Consider the following 16,605-nt stretch of genomic DNA (forward strand, 5'->3'; position numbering starts at 1 on the left):
CAGTAAACCGTCACGGCTTCACCGCGAGCGGCCATCGACCGATAGTAAGCCTCCATTTCATCCGGAGGTGCTGAACATGCGTGTCTTTGTTACGGGAGCGTCGGGATTCGTCGGCTCGGCCGTCGTCGCCGAACTCGTGGCCGCCGGGCACTCGGTGCTCGGGCTCGCGCGGTCCGATGCGGCCGCGGCAGCGGTTGCCGCAGCCGGCGCGGACGTCCATCGCGGGTCGCTGGAAGATCTCGACAGCCTGACGCGCGGCGCCGAAGCCGCCGACGCGGTGATCCACACGGGATTCAATCACGATTTCTCGCGCTTCGCGCAGAACTGCGAACTCGACCGCCGTGCGATCGACACGATCGGTGCTGTGCTCGCCGGCTCGGCGCGGCCGCTGGTCGTCACGTCGGGCCTCGCGCTCGTGGCGCCCGGTCGCGCGGCGACCGAGGACGATCCGCACGTGCCGGTGTCGGCCCACTATCCGCGTGCGTCCGAAGCGACCGCGGTCGCGCTCGAAGCGCGCGGCGTGCATGCATCGGTCGTGCGCCTGCCGCCGTCCGTGCACGGCGACGGCGATCACGGCTTCGTGCCGCGCCTGATTGCGTTCGCGAGGGAGAAGGGCGCATCGGCGTTCGTCGGCGACGGCGCGAACCGCTGGCCGGCCGTGCACCGGCTCGACGCGGCGCGCGTGTACCGGCTCGCGATCGAACGCGGCACGGCCGGCGCGCGCTATCACGCGGTCGACGATACGGGCGTGCCGTTCCGCGAGATCGCCGACGTGATCGGCCGGCGGCTGAACGTGCCGGTCGTCGCGAAGTCGGTGGCGGAGGCCGGCGAGCACTTCGGCTGGTTCGCGATGTTTGCGGGGATGGATGCGCCCGCAACCAGCGAGCGCACGCGAGCATCGCTCGACTGGGCGCCGACGCAGCCGCGGCTGCTGGCCGATATCGACCGGCCGCGGTATTTCGAAAGCTGACGGACGGCGCGCGGCGCGCAGCATGCGCGGCTCGGGCCGCGACGAACCCCATTCACGTCGCGGCCGCCCGCCTGCCGTGCGTCACTCGACCGGATGCAGGTCCTGCAGCAGCGTCGGCAGCAGCTCCGACACGGTCGGATGGATATGCATCGCACGGCTGATCGTCGTGTACGGCGCGCCGGCGGCCATCACGTCGAGAATCCCGTGCACGACCTCGTCGCCGGTCACGCCCAGGATCGACGCGCCGAGAATCGCGTGGTTGTCCGCGTCGACGATTACCTTCATGAAGCCCTGGCTCTCGCCTTTCTCGACCGCCCGGCCGACGCGCGTCATCGGGCGCGTGCCGACCAGCAGCCGGCGGCCCGTCTGCTTCGCTTCCGCGAGCGTCATGCCGACGCGGCCGAGCGGCGGATCGATGTACATCGCATAGGCCATGATGCGGTCGGACACCTTGCGCGGATCGTCGTCGAGCAGGTTCGCCGCGACGATCTCGTAGTCGTTGTACGCGGTGTGCGTGAACGCGCCGCGCCCGTTGCAGTCGCCGAGCGCCCAGACGCCGGGCACGTTCGTGCGCAACTGCTCGTCGACGGTGATGTAGCCGCGCGCGTCGGTGTCGATGCCCGCGCGGTCGAGCCCCAGATCGTCGGTGTTCGGCACGCGCCCGACCGCGAGCAGCAGGTGCGAGCCCGCGACCTCGCGGCCGCCGCCCGCGCAGTCGAGGCCGACGACGATGCCGTCGCCGTCGCGGCGCGCGCTCAGGCAGTTCGCGTCGAGCTGCACGTCGATCCCTTCCTTTTCGAGGATCTCGCGCACGGCCTGCGACACGTCTTCGTCCTCGCGGCGAATCAGGCGCGAACCCTTCTCGACGATCGTGACCTTCGAGCCGAAGCGGCGGTACATCTGGCCGAATTCGAGCCCGACGTAGCTGCCGCCGACGATCACGAGATGGTCGGGCAGGAAGTCGACGTCCATCATCGTCGAGTTGGTCAGGTACGGCACCGAGTCGAGGCCCGGCATCGCGGGCACCTGCGCGCGTCCGCCGACGTTGATGAAGATGCGTTCGGCTTCGAGCACGTCATCGCCCACGCGCACCGCGTTCGCGCGTTCGAAGCGGGCATGACCCTGAAAGACGGTCGCGTGGTCGAGGCCGCGCACCCATTGCTCGACGCCGTGGTTCGAGCGGCCCGAGATCTGGTCCTTGCGCGCCTTCACCTCTTTCATGTCGACGGTGACGGGGCCGCCGACCGACACGCCGTATTCGCTGGCGCGCCGTGCGAGCTGCGCGGCGTACGCGCTCGCGATCAGCGTCTTGGTCGGGATGCAGCCGGTGTTCACGCAGGTGCCGCCGAAGCGACCGCGCTCGACGATCGCGACTTTCATGCCGGCGCCGGCGAGCCGTGCGGCGAGCGGCGGCCCGGCCTGGCCGGTGCCGATGACGATCGCATCGAAGTGTTGCGTCATGACGTCCTCCTGTGCGGGGGCAACGAGGAAAGGGGCAGGCGCAAGCCGCATGCCGTGCCGGCGGTCGCGCGGGCGACGAGCGCCTATGGTAGACCTGTTGGCCGGGGGCCGCGAGCGGCGGGTGGGCGACGCGCCGTATTGAAAAACGGCACCGCCGCGTGCGGCGGCTAGTCCTTGCGTTTCCACTGCCCGAACGACACCGGCCGGTGCGCGTCGGCGCGCGTGACGGTGACGTGGTCGGGCTTGTCGTCGAGCGGAAACGATTCGGTGACGATCTGGCTCGAAAACAGCCAGCCGTGCGTGCGCGGGTCGTAGCGGAACGTGATGTAGTCGGTCCAGTGCTGGCCGCACGCGACGGAGTTCTGCACGGTGAAATAGCGGCCTTTCACCGACAAGCCATTGTCGGCCGCGTCTTCAGGATCGAAAGGGTCGCACTGGCCGCCTTCGTTCGCGCGCAGTACGACCTGGTCGTTGCGGGCGGCGAGCCGGTAGGTGTGGTCGGCCTGTTCCTCGTAGATCAGCAGCGGGCGCGGCGACGGCTGCTCGCGCGTATCGATCGCGTGATGCACGACGACGAGAAAGCTGTGCCGCCCGTTGTCGAGATCGGGGCCGGCGTGCGCGATCAGCGGTTGGTAGCCGGCCGGCAGTTGCGCGGCGATCGACTTCGGCAGGGTGTCGGCGTGGACGCCGAACGAGAGGGCGGCGAGTAGCGGTAGCAGCAGGGCGGAAAGGCGAAGAGCGCGCATGGCGGGCGGTTTGATCGAAAGGATGAAGGGGATGAGCCGCGCGGCGTTACAGATTGCGCCCGGGAAACTCGGCGCCAGACGCCGGATTTCGGCGCGCATCGTCCTGGAATTCGACGCTGGCGGTCGGGCCCACGACGTACTCGCGAAAGATCGCTTCGACGGCGGCGGCACCGTCGGGATAGCGGGCGACGCGGATCTCGATCATGGGGCGGCGCGGGATGACGGGAAAGAGGGCCAGCATAGCAGCGCACCGCCGCTTTCGGCCAGGCGCGAAGCGTGCCAGAATCGACGGCTCGACCGTCGGAAACGACACGCAGGCGCCGGCGCAGCGGCGTCGCTGACCAAGGAGACTTCGATGACCGCATCGGCTGCCGTACTCGCCATCCTGGCTGCGCTGTTCCTCGGCGCGATGATTCCGGGCCCGAGCTTCGTGCTGGTGGCGCGCAATTCGATCGGGCTGTCGCGTCGCGACGGGCTGGCCACCGCGCTCGGCATGGGCATCGGCGGCATCGTGTTCGGCGGCGTCGCGCTGGCCGGGCTCTACACGCTCCTGCAGGCCGTCGAATGGCTGTATGTGGGCCTCAAGGTCGCGGGCGGCATGTACCTGATCTACATGGCGTCGAAGATCTGGCGCGGCGCCGACCGGCCGATCGCGATGGACGATCCGCAGGCAATGGCGGGCGGCAGCGCGCGCAAGTCGTTCTGGACCGGCCTCACGACCCAGCTCAGCAACCCGAAGACGGCGATCTGGTACGGCAGCATCTTCGCGGCGCTGCTCCCGCAGCATCCGCCGCTGTGGTGCTACCTCGTGCTGCCGCCGCTCGTGTTCGCGGTCGAATTCGGCTGGTACACGCTCGTCGCGCTGTGCTTCTCGACGCGCCGGCCGCGCGAACTCTACCTGCGCGCGAAGAAATGGGTCGATCGCATCGCGGCCGCCGCGATCACGCTGCTCGGGCTGCGGCTGATCCTGAATGCGCCGAAAGCGGGGATCTGAACGCTTCTTTATCGGCACGTGGCGGCGACCGGCCATGGCCGTCGCCGGGAAGCGGCGGGAATCGGCCGGCCCGCCCGGGCCGCTCGCCCCAGCGCGCGTCGGCATCCCGAATTCCAAGATTACCGATTCATCGTTAGGCCATGGTCACGCGTGGCTTGCGGAACGCCCGCACCCGTCGCGGCGGCTCGGCCCGTTCATCATTCGTGCCGGGCTGGCACGCCACACACAACGCATGACTTCCCGATGGCGCGGCCGCTCGCCGGCCGCCGCCGACCGTGTTTCTCGCCCCTCACCACCGCCCGCCGAGCCTTGCCCCACGGGTGTTCCCGTGTGTCGCCCAGCACGCCGAACCGCACCGCATCCCCGATTCTGGCGGTCGAGCGCCCGACGACGTGTAAACTGCTGCCTTTTTTGACGGTTTGCAGCATGGTGCAAGCATCTCCGCGCCCGGCGTTGAGCGGTCCGACGCTCGTCCGGCTGCTCGCGCGCCTGGCCGATGCCGACGTCGCGGAATCCCGGCAGACGCTGTCCGACCGGCTGAGCCAGTGGCTCGGCTGGACCGACGCGATCACGCTGTCGTCCGCGCTGACTGCGAGCCCGCCGGGCGTCGCGGCCGGCGTGCGCGGCTACGACGCCGAGCGCGACTGCGCGCGCGTGCGCCACGACCTCGCGCAGGCGATCACGGCCACCAACCGGCTGCGGGCGCGGCGCCGGCCCGGCGACTTGCCGCCGCCGGCCGCCGACACGGCCGATTTCGCGGACTTTCGCCAACGGTATCTGACCCTGCAGCAGGACATGGAAACGGCGATCGGCCAATTGCGCGGCCGCCTGCGGGTCGCGCTCGCCGCGCGCTCGTCCGGAATGGCGCGGCTCGCGACGCTCGACACGATCATGGAGCGCGTGCTCGGCGCGCGCGAGCGCAGCCTGCTGTCGGCCGTGCCCGCGCTGCTCGGCACGCGCTTCGCGCGGCTGCGCGACGCGGAGCGGCAGGCGCTGGCCGAGGCTGACGCCGTGGCCGCGGCCCCCGCTGCGCCCGACGCTGCGCCCGACGCCGCCGACGCGTCCGCTCCGGCCGATGAAGGCGCGGTGGCCGACACCCCGACCGTCGCGGCGATCGTGCCCGGCGCATGGCTCGATACGTTTCGCGACGAGATGCAAAGCATCCTGCTTGCCGAACTCGAAGTCCGGTTTCAAACGGTAGACGGGCTGCTCGCGGCCCTTCGCACCTGCTAATCAACACGCTATGTCCAGAATTCGCCTTGATCTCGTTGTCTTCGTCGCCGGTCTGCTCGCAGTGGGCTGGATCGGTGCCGGCTATGTCGCGTCGAACCCGCCGGCGGCGGCCGTCACGCTGCTGATCGGCGCGTGCTACGTCGCCGGCGCATGGGAGCTGCTGCGCTTCCGGCAGGCGACCGCCACGCTGTCGCGCGCGGTCGCCGGCCTGACCGAGCCGCCGGCGAAGCTCGACACGTGGCTCGACACGCTGCATCCGGGCCTGCGCGGCGCGGTGCGCACACGGGTCGAAGGCGCGCGCGTCGCGCTGCCGGGGCCGGCGCTCACGCCTTACCTCGTCGGCCTGCTGGTGCTGCTCGGCATGCTCGGCACGCTGCTCGGGATGGTCGTCACGCTGAAGGGCACGGGCGCCGCGCTCGAAAGCGCGACCGATCTCGATGCGATCCGCGCGTCGCTGATCGCGCCGGTGAAGGGGCTCGGGTTTGCATTCGGCACGTCGATCGCCGGCGTCGCGACGTCCGCGATGCTCGGGCTGTTGTCCGCGCTCGTGCGCCGCGAACGAATCGACGCGGCCCAGCAGCTCGACGCGAAGATCGCGACGACGCTGCGCGTGCATTCGTCCGCACATCAGCGCGACGAATCGTTCCGGCTGCTGCAGCGCCAGGCCGACGTGATGCCGGCGCTGGTCGACCGGTTGCAGACGATGATGACGACGCTCGAGGCGCGCAGCGTCGCGTTGCACGATCGTCAGCTCGAAAGCCAGCAGGCGTTTTTCGACCGGACCGAGCGTGCCTATGCGGGCTTGGCGTCGAACGTCGGCGACGCGCTGAAGGAAAGCGCCGCCGAAAGCGCGCGGGTGGCCGGCGCCGCGTTGCAGCCGGTCGTCGCCGCGACGATGACGGGGCTCGCGCAGGAGATGGCCGCGCTGCGCGATACCGTGACGGGCGCGGTGCAGCGTCAGCTCGACGGGCTGACCGAAGGCTTCGAGAAGACCACCGGCCACGTGACGGCTGTCTGGAACCGTGCGATCGACGAACAACGTCAGGCGGGCAACGCCGTCGCGCAGCAGTTGCAGACGACGCTCGGCCAGTTCACCGACACGTTCGCGCAGCGTTCGTCGGATCTGCTCGACGGCGTCGCGATGCGTCTCGAATCGACCGAAGGCCGCCTGTCGGACGCATGGCGCGACGCGCTGGCGCGCCAGGAGCAGGTCGGCGAGACGCTGGCCGGCCAGCATGCGCGCGCGCTGGGTGAGGCCGCCGCGACGTTCGAACGCCATTCGGCCGCGACGCTCGCCGCGATGCAGGAGTCGCATGCCGGCTTGCAATCGCAACTGGCGGCACGCGACGAAGAACGTCTGTCCGCGTGGAACGATTCGCTGGCTGCGATGGCCGCGAAGCTCGGCGAAGAATGGCAGCGTGCGGGCGCGCATAGCGCGGGCCGTCAGCAGGAAATCTGCGACGCGCTTGCACAAACGACGCGTGACCTTGCTGCACAGGCGTCGACGTTCGAACAACGCTCGACCGACCTGCTGTCGACGATCCGCGAGTCGCACACCGGTCTGCAATCGCAACTGGCCGCACGTGACGAAGAACGTCTGTCGGCATGGAACGATTCGCTCGCCGCGATGGCGGCAAAGCTCGGCGAAGAATGGCAGCGCGCAGGCGTGCACAGCGCGGGCCGTCAGCAGGAAATCTGCGACGCGCTCGCGCAAACGACGCGCGATCTCGCCGCACAGGCGTCGACGTTCGAACAACGCTCGAACGATTTGCTGTCGACGATTCGCGATTCGCATACGGGCCTGCAATCGCAACTGGCTGCACGCGACGAAGAACGTCTGTCGGCATGGAGCGATTCGCTCGCCGCGATGGCCGCGAAGCTCGGCGAAGAATGGCAGCGCGCAGGCGTGCACAGTGCCGGCCGTCAGCAGGAAATCTGCGACGCGCTCGCGCAAACGACGCGCGATCTCGCCGCGCAAGCGTCGACGTTCGAACAACGCTCGAACGATTTGCTGTCGACGATTCGCGATTCGCATACGGGCCTGCAATCGCAACTGGCTGCACGCGACGAAGAACGTCTGTCGGCATGGAACGATTCGCTCGCCGCGATGGCCGCCGCGCTGCGCGACGAATGGGCGCAGACGAGCGCGCAAGCCGCCGCGCGCCAGCAGGACATCTGCGACACGCTGACCCGCACCGCGAACGCCATCACCGCGCAGGCGCAGGTGCATGCGAGCGACACGATCAACGAAATCTCGCGCCTCGTGCAGGCCGCGTCGGAAGCGCCGAAGGCCGCGGCCGACGTCGTCGCCGAGCTGCGCCAGCGCCTGTCCGACAGCATGGTGCGCGACACCGCGATGCTCGACGAACGCAGCCGCCTGCTCGCGACGCTCGAAACGCTGCTCGGCGCGGTCAACCACGCGTCGACCGAACAACGCACCGCGATCGACGCGCTCGTCAGCACGTCGGCCGATCTGCTCGACCGCGTCGGCGCGCGCTTCAACGACACCGTCGACGCCGAAACCCGCAAGCTCGATTCGGTGGCCGCGCAGGTCACGGCGGGCGCCGTCGAAGTGGCGAGCCTCGGCGATGCGTTCGGGATGGCGGTGCAGGTGTTCGGCGAATCGAACGACAAGCTGCTGACGCATCTGCAGCGCATCGAGGCCGCGCTGGAGAAATCGCTCGCGCGCAGCGACGAACAGCTCGAGTACTACGTCGCGCAGGCGCGTGAGGTGATCGACCTGAGCGTGATGTCGCAGAAGCAGATCGTCGAAGACCTGCAGCAGCTCGCCGGCCGGCGAGCGCCCGTCGGAGCGTAACGCATGCACGACGAAATCGACGGCGGCGCGCAATCGGCGCCGGTGTGGCCCGCGTTCGCCGACCTGATGTCGGTGTTGCTCGGCGCGTTCGTGCTGATCCTCGTCGGCGTGATCGGCATGCAGCTCCAGCTCACGTCGAAGCTCGAGGAAGCGGTGCGCGCGCGCCAGCTCGAGGCGCAGCAGCGCAAGTCGCTCGAACAGGCGCTCGCCGGGCCGCTCGCGGCCGGCCGCGTGACCCTCGTGAACGGGCGCATCGGCATCAGCGGCAACGTGCTGTTCGCACTGAACTCCGACCAGTTGCAGCCCGCGGGCCGCGACCTGCTGAAGACGCTGGCGGTACCGCTCGCCACCTACCTGAAGACGCGCGACGAGATCCTGATGATCAGCGGCTTCGCGGACGACCAGCAGGTGCACGCCGGCAACCGCCTGTTCGCGGACAATTGGGAACTGTCGGCCAAGCGCGCGTTGACGGTCACGCGCGCGATGATCGATGCCGGCGTGCCGGCCTCGTCGGTGTTTGCGGCCGCGTTCGGTTCCGAACAGCCGGTCAGCTCGAATGCGGACGATGAAGGCCGCGCGAAGAACCGCCGCGTGGAGATCGCGCCGGTGCCGCGCAAGTCGGCGTCGAACGGAGGAAAGGCCAAGTGATGGGCGAAGCGACGCACGCGCGCGCGACGCTCGACGCATGGCGCGAGCAGGGCGCAGACCGGCTCGATCCGGTGCGCTTTCACCGGATCGACGCGCTCGAGAAGCGCGCGGCCGTGCTCGATGGCGACGCGCGTGCGTTGCTCGATGCGCGACTTGCAACGCTGATCGAAGGGTTTGCGGAGATCGTCGCGCGCGCCGGTGAAGCCGCAGCCACGTGTGAGACGTCGGCAGGTGCGCCGGCGCGTGGCGCGCTTGCCGCGCTCGTCGCAGGGCTCGGCCGCGATGCGCAGGCCGACCGGCGCGGGCTCGATCCCGAACTGGTCGACTACTTCCGCGCGATGTGGTCGAAGGTCCGCACTGAGCAGCAGTATCGCCAGTCGCTCGACCAGGTGCCGCGCAACGCGGGGCCGCTCAATTCGAACAGCCTCGTGCACCGGTCGCTCGCGACGATGCGCGAGCTGTCGCCCGAATACCTGCAGCAGTTCCTGTCGTACGTCGATGCGCTCGCCTGGCTCGAGGATCTCGCGGGCGGCGGCGCGCAGCCCGAGAAGGAAGCGCCGCGCGCGAAGGCGGCCAAACCGGCGAGAAAGACGACGCGCGCGAAGGCGCGATAACGCCACGGCGCACGCGTTCAGCGTGTGGATCGCTTATTGGTCGGCAGTCGGGTCGTCGATCGCCGTGCGCAGCGCGTGCAATGCTTCGACGAGTGCCGACGCGAACGGCGGATGTGCGGCGATGCCCGCCGCGTCGAGCTGGCTGCCGAGGATCGGCAGCGCGATCGATGCGGGCTCGACGATGCGCGCCGACATCACCGACAGCGTTTCGCGCAGCGCCGCGTCCGCATGCGTCGCGCGCGGCGACGCGTTCAATACCGCGACCGGCTTGTCCACGACGGCCTCGCATCCCACGACCCAGTCCAGCGCGTTTTTCATCACGCCCGTCACACCGTGCGCGTATTCGGGGCTCGCGATCAGGATGCCGTCGGCCGCGTTCAGGCGGTCGATCAGATCGCGCACCGCGACGGGCGTCGGGTATTCGGCATCGGGATTGAACAGCGGGAATTCGCCGAGACGATCGAAGCGCGTGATGCGCATGCCGTGCGGTGCGACGCGCGCGGCTGCGTCGAGCAATGCGGCGTTGTACGACTGCGCGCGCAGGCTGCCGCATAGCGCGACGATGTCGATGCGGCGCTGGGAAGCGGTTCGGGTTTCGTTGGCCATCGCGGAACGTGGGTAGGTGGCTCGCGCGGCGGCGGCGCGCGGCTCCGGCGAATTATCGCATCGGTGCGTGAGCCACATGAGTCACGTGAGCCGCGTGAGCGACGAGCCACGCGTGGCCGGCGCTCCGCACGGGATGTCGTTCGTGTTCGCTGCGCCGCACATTCGCGTTCGCATATTCGGCGGCATCGACGCCGGTCATCCCGACCGCACGCGCGAATTCTCCGATTCCCCACCCATTCCCGAGCAACAGCCGCCGCGTATGCAGCGCACCGTGCACGTCGTCGGCGACGGTTTCGCCGAGATAACGCAGCGCGCGACCTTCGACATCGACGAAGCCATGCGCGTAATCCCGCGCGAGCGCCGTCCACAACTGCGCGGCGCCGACCGACTGGCGCGCGCCGCTGATCAGACACAGGCCCGCGTCGAGCCCCCATCGATACAGCGTCGTCGCAAGGCCCTTGCGTTGGGCAGACCCGCGCAGCCGCGTATGCGGCGCGCGCAGGTAGCGGTCGGCGCGGCGCGGGAGTTCGGGAAGCCGGTTGAACACGGTATAGCCGGCGAGCTGGCGGGCCGCCGGATCCTCGACGTAAAGGAAGTATTCGCCGTCCGCTTCGCGGTGGCGGACGACCAGGCCCGAGCGGCCGAGCGCGACGGCCGGCAGTCCGTACAGGCGATGGCGCGGCTGATGCAGGCGGTCATAAAGGGTGTCGAGTTCGTCGTCGATGTCGTGTTGGGAATGCTGTACGTCGATACGCATGGCAAAAGGCGCCCGTCTCGGGCGCATCGAGAAAGGGGTTCATGACAATGGGGAAATAGAAATGGAAGCGGCCCCCGGGCTCGGCGAAGCGAGCCGGGGCCGCGAATCAGCTGGGAATGTGCTGGAAACCGGCGGCGATCGCGGCGAGGCCCGCGATGCAGAGTGCGAACAGGATCAGGACTTTGTGGATCACGCCTCTTTCCTCTTGAATGCGCGGCGCCGACGGGCGGTGTCGCGGAGACGGTGAGCGGCGGGCACGGCCCGCACGGCCGTCGTGCGGGACGACGGTCGGCGTCCGGGCGACGGGCGCACGCGGACGGTCAGCACCATACGCGACGGGCAACGAGCGGGCAATCGGACTGGCGGAGAAAAGCGATGAAACGCGACGAATCGCGGTGTTTCGCGACAATTGGCCGCATGGGGCGCGTTGAAACGTCCGGAGATCCACGCGAAAGCGCATCGTCAACCGGCAGCGCGCGTACGTGCAAACGTGTCGTTGCGGGGGCGAACGCCGCGACAGGTCGACATCCGCGCGGGGACAGGAGCGGCGTGGACGACCGCCCCGGTTGACGCGTCAGGCCGCCAGCCGCCCGCCGAACGCGCGCCGGATTCGCGCGAACAACCCGTGTTGCGCGATCCACTCCGCATAAGCGCGATAGTCGGGATCGCGCATCAGGTGACGCTCTTCCGTCTTCGCGCGCGTGTAGTAGATCAGGTTGACCGCGACGAGCCCCGCGCAGTGCATGAGCCCGATCTGCCAGCCGAGCGGTTCGACGAACGGCACCGACACCATCCAGTACGACAGGTTCTTCGTGATGTACGCCGGATGCTTCGTGAAGCGGTACGGGCCCGACGTGATGATCCCGCGGTTGGTGAGGTTCGAGAACCGCAGCCCGAACGAGATCGTGCACAGCGCGTAGGTCAGCAGCAGCAGGATGATCGTCGTGCCCCAGATCACGCGCAGCGTCGGCGCCGACAGCAGCCAGTTGTCCCAGAACAGCGAGCCTTCGTAGCGGATGTAGTTGTTCGAGATCAGCGACCAGAACGGCTGGTAGCAGATCAGCGCGGCGACCCAGCCGAGCGTCGTCGGCTCGACGGTGCGCACGTGGCTGTCGAGGATGCGGAACGTGCACAGGTAGCCGACGGTGCCGAACATCAGGTCCATCGTGAACGACAGGTCGTACATGAACACGAAGGTCGCGATCGTCATCGGCGCATGCATCGCGTTCGCGAGCGACGCGCTCAGGTGATCGGCATCCTTCGACAGGTAGACGGTCATCAGCGGCAGGAAGAACGCCTTCACGCCCCAGCCGGCCAGCATCTCGCGCACCGGCTTCCAGCTCGCGGGCCGCGCGCGGCGGAACAGGAAGCGGCCCCACAGCAGATACGCGTCGTCGGTCTCGCGCTGGTGGCGGTCCATCCACGCGAAGTAGAACGGCGCGGCGACGATCACGTACGGCGCGAGCGAGCGCAGCAGCGACCAGAACGGCAGGTAGAACGCGCCGTGGTATTCGGGCAGCAGCCAGTAGATCGCGCCGATACCTGCGTAGATCGACGTCAGCGCGCCGAGCCGCGTCGCCACGCGCGCGATGCCGAGCGGCCGGACGGCCTGCCGCGACAGCCCCGCGCTCGGGCGCAGGTAGACGCGCGAGATGAAGAGTTCGTGCAGCGCGATCGTGCCGATGATCGCGAGGCTCGCGATGACCGCGCGCGTGGCCGCGTCGAGAGCCGGGTGGTCGCGCGTGACCCACAGCGCGAAGAGTCCGGCCGCGATGCCGAGCAGGCCGGCGCGCAACGGCGTGGCGGAACGGGGTGGGCGGTCCGGGGCAGCGACGATGCCGTCGAGCGTGGAGTTCATGATCGGATCCTCGTAGGGATGAGGGCCGGCGCCCCCGCTTGGCGGGTGACGCCGGCCGTCGGCCGGGCTGTTTATGGATGCGCGCCCGGCCATTGGCCTGTCGTTCTGATACGTGTTGCGTTGACGCTTACTTCTTGGTGACGCCGCCCAGCAGACCGCCGAGCAGGTTCGTCACCGGCGACAGCAGGTTGCCGGTGCCGCTTGCGGTGCCGCCGCTCGTGCCGCCGGTCAGGCCGGTCACCACGGAGCCGCTGCCGCCCGGCGTCGTCACGGTGCCCGTTGCGCCGCCAGGGCTGACCGTGCCGATGGCGCCGGCCGAGCCGGCCGGCGTGCCCAGCGCACCCGTGAGCGTGCCGACCGGGCCGCTCGTCAGCACGCCGCCGAGCGTGCCGGACAGGTTGCCGCCCGGCGTCGTGACGGTGCCGGTGAGGCTCGCGCCGAGCGGCGTCAGCGAGTTGACGAGGTTGGTGACCGGCGCGAGCAGGCCGCCGACGCCTGCGCCGCTTGTCCCACTCGTCCCGCTGGTGCCGCCGGTGCCGCTCGAGCCGATGCTGCCGAGCGCACCCGTCACCGTGCCGAGCAGGCCGGTGATCGGCGCGAGGGGGCCGCCGCTGGTACCGCTCGTGCCGCCTGAGCCGCTCGAGCTGCCGCCGCCGCCGAGTGCGCCCGTCAGCGAACCGAGCACGCCCGTGATCGGCGCGAGCGGATTGGTGCCGCTGCTGGAGCTGCCGCTGGACAGCAGGCCGCCGGCCGATGTCACCGTGTTGCCGAGCTGGGACACGCTGCTGCCGGCGCTCGTGCCGACCGGATTGCCGGTTGCGCCGCCGACCTGCGAACCGGCGAGGCCGAGGCCGCTGCCGAGCGTGCTCAGCAAGCCGCTGAGCGGGGCGCCGAGCAGGGTCGCGTTGCCGAGCGTCTGCGTGACGCCCGGCGTCGTGACGCCGCCGGTCAGCGTGTTCGTGATCGGGTTGATCACGCTGCCGAGCTGCGTCTCGAGTTGCTGCACCGGCGCGCTGTTCAGCGCCGTATTCAGCGCCGATGCGGTCGAGTTGACCGCGGTGCCGACCGTGTTGACGAGACTGCCGACGAGGGTCGTCGCCGGCGCGAGCGGCGACAGCGGACCGGTGCCGAGGCTCGTCACGGCATTGCCGAGGCTGTTGACCGCGCCGCCGGCGCCGGTCAGCAGGCCGGTGGTCGACGTGAGCGTCGGCCCGAGCGGGTTCGGCGACACGCCGATCGAACCGAGGCCGGCCGCGACGCCGTTGCCGAGCGATTGCACGCCGTTGCCGAGGCTGCTGACCGCGTTGCCGACGCTGTTGACCGTCGTCGCGTTCGTGCCGGGAATCTGCACGCCGCCGATCTGACTGCCGCCGTTCACGACCGTCGTGCCGAGCGCCGTCACGAGGTTGCCGGATTGCTGAAGGACATTGCCGAGGGGGGTGACGCTGGTGCCGGAGGTGCCCGAGGTGCCGGAAGTGCCGGACGTACCCGAGGTGCCGGACGTACCCGAGGTGCCGGAAGTGCCCGACGTGCCGGAAGTGCCCGAGGTGCCCGACGTGCCGGAGGTGCCGGAAGTACCCGAGGTGCCAGAGGTACCCGACGTACCGGAAGTACCCGACGTGCCAGAAGTACCCGAGGTGCCGGAAGTACCCGACGTACCGGAGGTGCCCGAGGTGCCGGAGGTGCCGGAAGTACCCGAGGTGCCAGAGGTACCCGACGTACCGGAAGTACCTGACGTGCCAGAAGTACCCGAGGTGCCGGAAGTACCCGACGTACCGGAGGTGCCCGAGGTGCCGGAGGTACCCGAGGTGCCAGAAGTACCCGAGGTGCCGGAAGTACCCGACGTACCGGAGGTGCCCGAGGTGCCGGAAGTACCCGACGTACCGGAAGTACCCGACGACCCCGAACTACCGCCGCCCGACGTCCCCGACGAACCGCCGCCCGACGTCCCGGAAGTCCCCGACGTGCCGCTTGTCCCGGACGTGCTCGGCTTGATGGTCGGCGTCGTCGGCCCATCGACCGAGCCGCAGCCGTACAGCGCGAGCAGTGACGAGACGGCCATCGTTACCGTCGTCTTCTTGATGAGAATGTGCATGTTGGCCTCGACATTGGAAGTGTGTCCCAGCCTTCACTGCAAATTCCGCGCCACGGCGTGTTTCGCGAAACGGTGTCGCGATTTGTTGCGGGAATCGGGGCTATCGATGCGATTTAAACGGAGGAATGGCGGTTTCGCGCGACAGGCGCGCGTGATCCCCGAACGTCGCGGCTGCGATGTTCCCGTAAGGCGCCGTAACGCGCGACGGGATGTTACGTAGCGTTCGACCGCACGTGACGCGCACGGCCGGGAACCGAGGCCCGCATCTTTGACGAAACGCGTCGTCCCGCCGAACATGACGCGAAACCCCCCGGCCGCCGGCGGCGGCGCAGCGGCCACGACTCCAGACCACGAGGACACCGACATGAGCGAACAGGACAGGGAATACGGCAAGGCGCGGCGCATCGACGTGATGGGCGAGGCGTTCGTCGAGCGCGCGATGAGCGATCTCGACGGATTCTCGCGCCCGCTGCAGGACTGGCTGAACGAGCATGCGTGGGGCAGCACGTGGCAGCGGGGCGGGATCGACCTGAAGACGCGCAGCCTGTGCACGTGCGCGATGCTGGCGGCGCTCGGCCGCAGCACGGAACTGAAGGGGCACATTCGCGGCGCGCTCAACAACGGCGCGAGCCTCGTCGAGATCCGCGAGGTATTGCTGCACAGCGCGCTGTATGCCGGCGCGCCGGCCGCGGTCGAGGCGTTTCGCAGCGCGCGCGAGGTGCTGTCGGAGCGCGGGTTGTCGCTACCCGACGACGAAGCCTGATTCCGTCGCGGCGTCGGCTGCCCGCCACGGAATCGGGCTGCGCTTCGCCGCCGCGATCTACGCGATGCGCACGGGCTGCGCCGCCACGTCGACTGGCGCGGCGGCGACTTCGAGGAGCCAGTCGGCCGTCGCTTCGGGCATCGTGACCGGCAGCATGTGCCCGCCCTCGACCACCTTCAGCCGCACGCGCGCCGATTTCTTCGCGAGCGCATCGCCGTGCTCGCGCCAGTTCAGGATCGGATCGGCGTGGCCGTACAGCACGTCGACCGGCAGCGCGAGCTCCGCGTAGCGGCGCGTCATCGCGGGCAGGTCGACGGGCGCCGACAGCAGGTCCGTCGCCGTCGCGTAGAACACGTGCGGGCGCATCCCGAGCAGGCCGCCGCCCTTGGTGGGGAAGTCGCGCGGCACGTCCTCCGGCGCGAACACCTGGCGCACGGCCTGGCGGCCCGTCAGGATCGTCAGCGGGATCGCGAAGGTCCACGACACGAAACGGCGCACGAGCGGCGACGGCAGCATCAGCGGCTTGAACGGCGCGGGCGGCTCGGTCTGCTCGTGCGACAGCGGCGCGATCAGCGCGAGCCGGCTCACGCGGTCCGCATGGTTGAGGCCGACCGCGAGCGCGATCGCGCCGCCGAGCGAGTGGCCGACCAGCACGGGCTTGTCGAGCTGCAGCGCGTCGATGAACGCGGCGACCGTGCGGGCCTGCGCGAACACGTTCGCCTGCGAGGCCGCGCCGCGCAGCGAGCGGCCGGCGCCCGGGCGGTCGATCAGGATCACGCGATGCTGCTGCGCGAGCCGCGTGAGCGGCAGGTACGCGAAATTGCGCCATTGCCCCGCGAGCCCGTGGACGAACACGATCGGCGGGCCGTTGCCGTATTCGACGTAGTGGATACGATCGCCGTCGATGTCGACGAAGCGGCCTTCGGGCGGAAACGCGCGCGTCACGCGACGGGCCACGTAGCCGGAAAACAGCGCGAGCGCGGCGAGTACCGCGACGACGCCGAGCAGCACGTTCTGGATCAGATGGAGCGTAGGAGTCATG

16 protein-coding genes are annotated in these 16,605 nt (G+C 69.6%); 8 read left to right on the forward strand and 8 right to left on the reverse strand.

Annotated elements, in window-relative coordinates:
* Window positions 1-76: 76 nt before the first annotated feature.
* Window positions 77-970 carry an SDR family oxidoreductase gene (locus GJG85_RS27510; protein WP_050014515.1) on the forward strand — a complete coding sequence of 298 codons (894 nt, stop codon included), beginning with the start codon at window positions 77-79 and terminating at the stop codon, window positions 968-970.
* Between the two features lie 81 nt (window positions 971-1,051).
* On the opposite strand, the gene GJG85_RS27515 is transcribed toward GJG85_RS27510, so the two are convergent.
* The 3 genes from GJG85_RS27515 to GJG85_RS35085 form a co-directional block, all read right to left on the reverse strand.
* Window positions 1,052-2,431: an FAD-containing oxidoreductase gene (locus GJG85_RS27515; protein ID WP_204384078.1), complete on the reverse strand. Its 1,380-nt coding sequence runs from the start codon at window positions 2,429-2,431 to the stop codon at window positions 1,052-1,054.
* A 167-nt stretch (window positions 2,432-2,598) separates the two neighbouring features.
* Entirely contained in the window at window positions 2,599-3,177 is a 579-nt protein-coding gene (locus tag GJG85_RS27520) for a hypothetical protein (protein ID WP_204384080.1), read from the reverse strand.
* A gap of 46 nt (window positions 3,178-3,223) precedes the next feature.
* On the reverse strand, window positions 3,224-3,418 hold the full coding sequence (locus GJG85_RS35085) for a hypothetical protein (protein WP_235356239.1): 195 nt from the start codon (window positions 3,416-3,418) through the stop codon (window positions 3,224-3,226).
* Between the two features lie 114 nt (window positions 3,419-3,532).
* Between GJG85_RS35085 and GJG85_RS27530 the strand changes: the two genes are divergently transcribed.
* The 5 genes from GJG85_RS27530 to GJG85_RS27550 all read left to right on the forward strand — a co-directional run bounded on the left by GJG85_RS27530 (window position 3,533) and on the right by GJG85_RS27550 (window position 9,484).
* Window positions 3,533-4,171 carry a LysE family transporter gene (locus GJG85_RS27530; protein WP_204384082.1) on the forward strand — a complete coding sequence of 213 codons (639 nt, stop codon included), beginning with the start codon at window positions 3,533-3,535 and terminating at the stop codon, window positions 4,169-4,171.
* A gap of 426 nt (window positions 4,172-4,597) precedes the next feature.
* Window positions 4,598-5,404, forward strand: a complete 807-nt coding sequence (locus tag GJG85_RS27535; RefSeq protein WP_204384084.1) for a DUF3348 domain-containing protein — start codon at window positions 4,598-4,600, stop codon at window positions 5,402-5,404.
* Between the two features lie 10 nt (window positions 5,405-5,414).
* The gene (locus tag GJG85_RS27540) at window positions 5,415-8,222 is read left to right on the forward strand and encodes a DUF802 domain-containing protein (RefSeq protein ID WP_204384086.1); all 2,808 of its coding nucleotides are present in this window, start codon (window positions 5,415-5,417) and stop codon (window positions 8,220-8,222) included.
* Window positions 8,223-8,225: 3 nt separating this feature from the next.
* Window positions 8,226-8,870, forward strand: a complete 645-nt coding sequence (locus tag GJG85_RS27545) for an OmpA family protein (RefSeq protein ID WP_050014458.1) — start codon at window positions 8,226-8,228, stop codon at window positions 8,868-8,870.
* The gene (locus GJG85_RS27550; RefSeq protein ID WP_089489053.1) at window positions 8,867-9,484 is read left to right on the forward strand and encodes a DUF2894 domain-containing protein; all 618 of its coding nucleotides are present in this window, start codon (window positions 8,867-8,869) and stop codon (window positions 9,482-9,484) included. The genes GJG85_RS27545 and GJG85_RS27550 overlap by 4 nt, the downstream gene beginning before the upstream one ends.
* A 33-nt stretch (window positions 9,485-9,517) precedes the next feature.
* Here the strand turns inward: GJG85_RS27550 and GJG85_RS27555 are convergent, their stop codons facing one another.
* Complete coding sequence (locus GJG85_RS27555; RefSeq protein WP_050014460.1) at window positions 9,518-10,090, reverse strand: NADPH-dependent FMN reductase; 573 nt, start codon at window positions 10,088-10,090, stop codon at window positions 9,518-9,520.
* Window positions 10,091-10,142: 52 nt separating this feature from the next.
* The gene (locus tag GJG85_RS27560; protein WP_179233156.1) at window positions 10,143-10,847 is read right to left on the reverse strand and encodes a histone acetyltransferase; all 705 of its coding nucleotides are present in this window, start codon (window positions 10,845-10,847) and stop codon (window positions 10,143-10,145) included.
* Between GJG85_RS27560 and GJG85_RS27565 the strand changes: the two genes are divergently transcribed.
* Window positions 10,846-11,094 (forward strand): hypothetical protein, encoded by a 249-nt coding sequence (locus GJG85_RS27565; protein ID WP_162484454.1) that lies wholly within the window; start codon window positions 10,846-10,848, stop codon window positions 11,092-11,094. The genes GJG85_RS27560 and GJG85_RS27565 overlap by 2 nt on opposite strands.
* A 327-nt stretch (window positions 11,095-11,421) precedes the next feature.
* Here GJG85_RS27565 and GJG85_RS27570 read toward each other — a convergent pair whose 3' ends face one another.
* Both GJG85_RS27570 and GJG85_RS27575 read right to left on the reverse strand, forming a co-directional pair.
* Complete coding sequence (locus tag GJG85_RS27570) at window positions 11,422-12,705, reverse strand: isoprenylcysteine carboxylmethyltransferase family protein (protein ID WP_204384088.1); 1,284 nt, start codon at window positions 12,703-12,705, stop codon at window positions 11,422-11,424.
* A gap of 127 nt (window positions 12,706-12,832) precedes the next feature.
* A complete protein-coding gene (locus GJG85_RS27575; RefSeq protein WP_204384089.1) occupies window positions 12,833-14,800 on the reverse strand; it encodes a collagen-like triple helix repeat-containing protein in 1,968 nt (655 codons plus the stop codon).
* Window positions 14,801-15,164: 364 nt separating this feature from the next.
* Between GJG85_RS27575 and GJG85_RS27580 the strand changes: the two genes are divergently transcribed.
* Window positions 15,165-15,563, forward strand: a complete 399-nt coding sequence (locus GJG85_RS27580; protein WP_050014467.1) for a carboxymuconolactone decarboxylase family protein — start codon at window positions 15,165-15,167, stop codon at window positions 15,561-15,563.
* A 57-nt stretch (window positions 15,564-15,620) separates the two neighbouring features.
* On the opposite strand, the gene GJG85_RS27585 is transcribed toward GJG85_RS27580, so the two are convergent.
* Complete coding sequence (locus GJG85_RS27585) at window positions 15,621-16,604, reverse strand: alpha/beta hydrolase (protein ID WP_050014468.1); 984 nt, start codon at window positions 16,602-16,604, stop codon at window positions 15,621-15,623.
* Window position 16,605: the final 1 nt, after the last annotated feature.

Source organism: Burkholderia sp. MS389, assembly GCF_016899425.1.
Classification (GTDB): Bacteria; Pseudomonadota; Gammaproteobacteria; order Burkholderiales; family Burkholderiaceae; genus Burkholderia; species Burkholderia sola.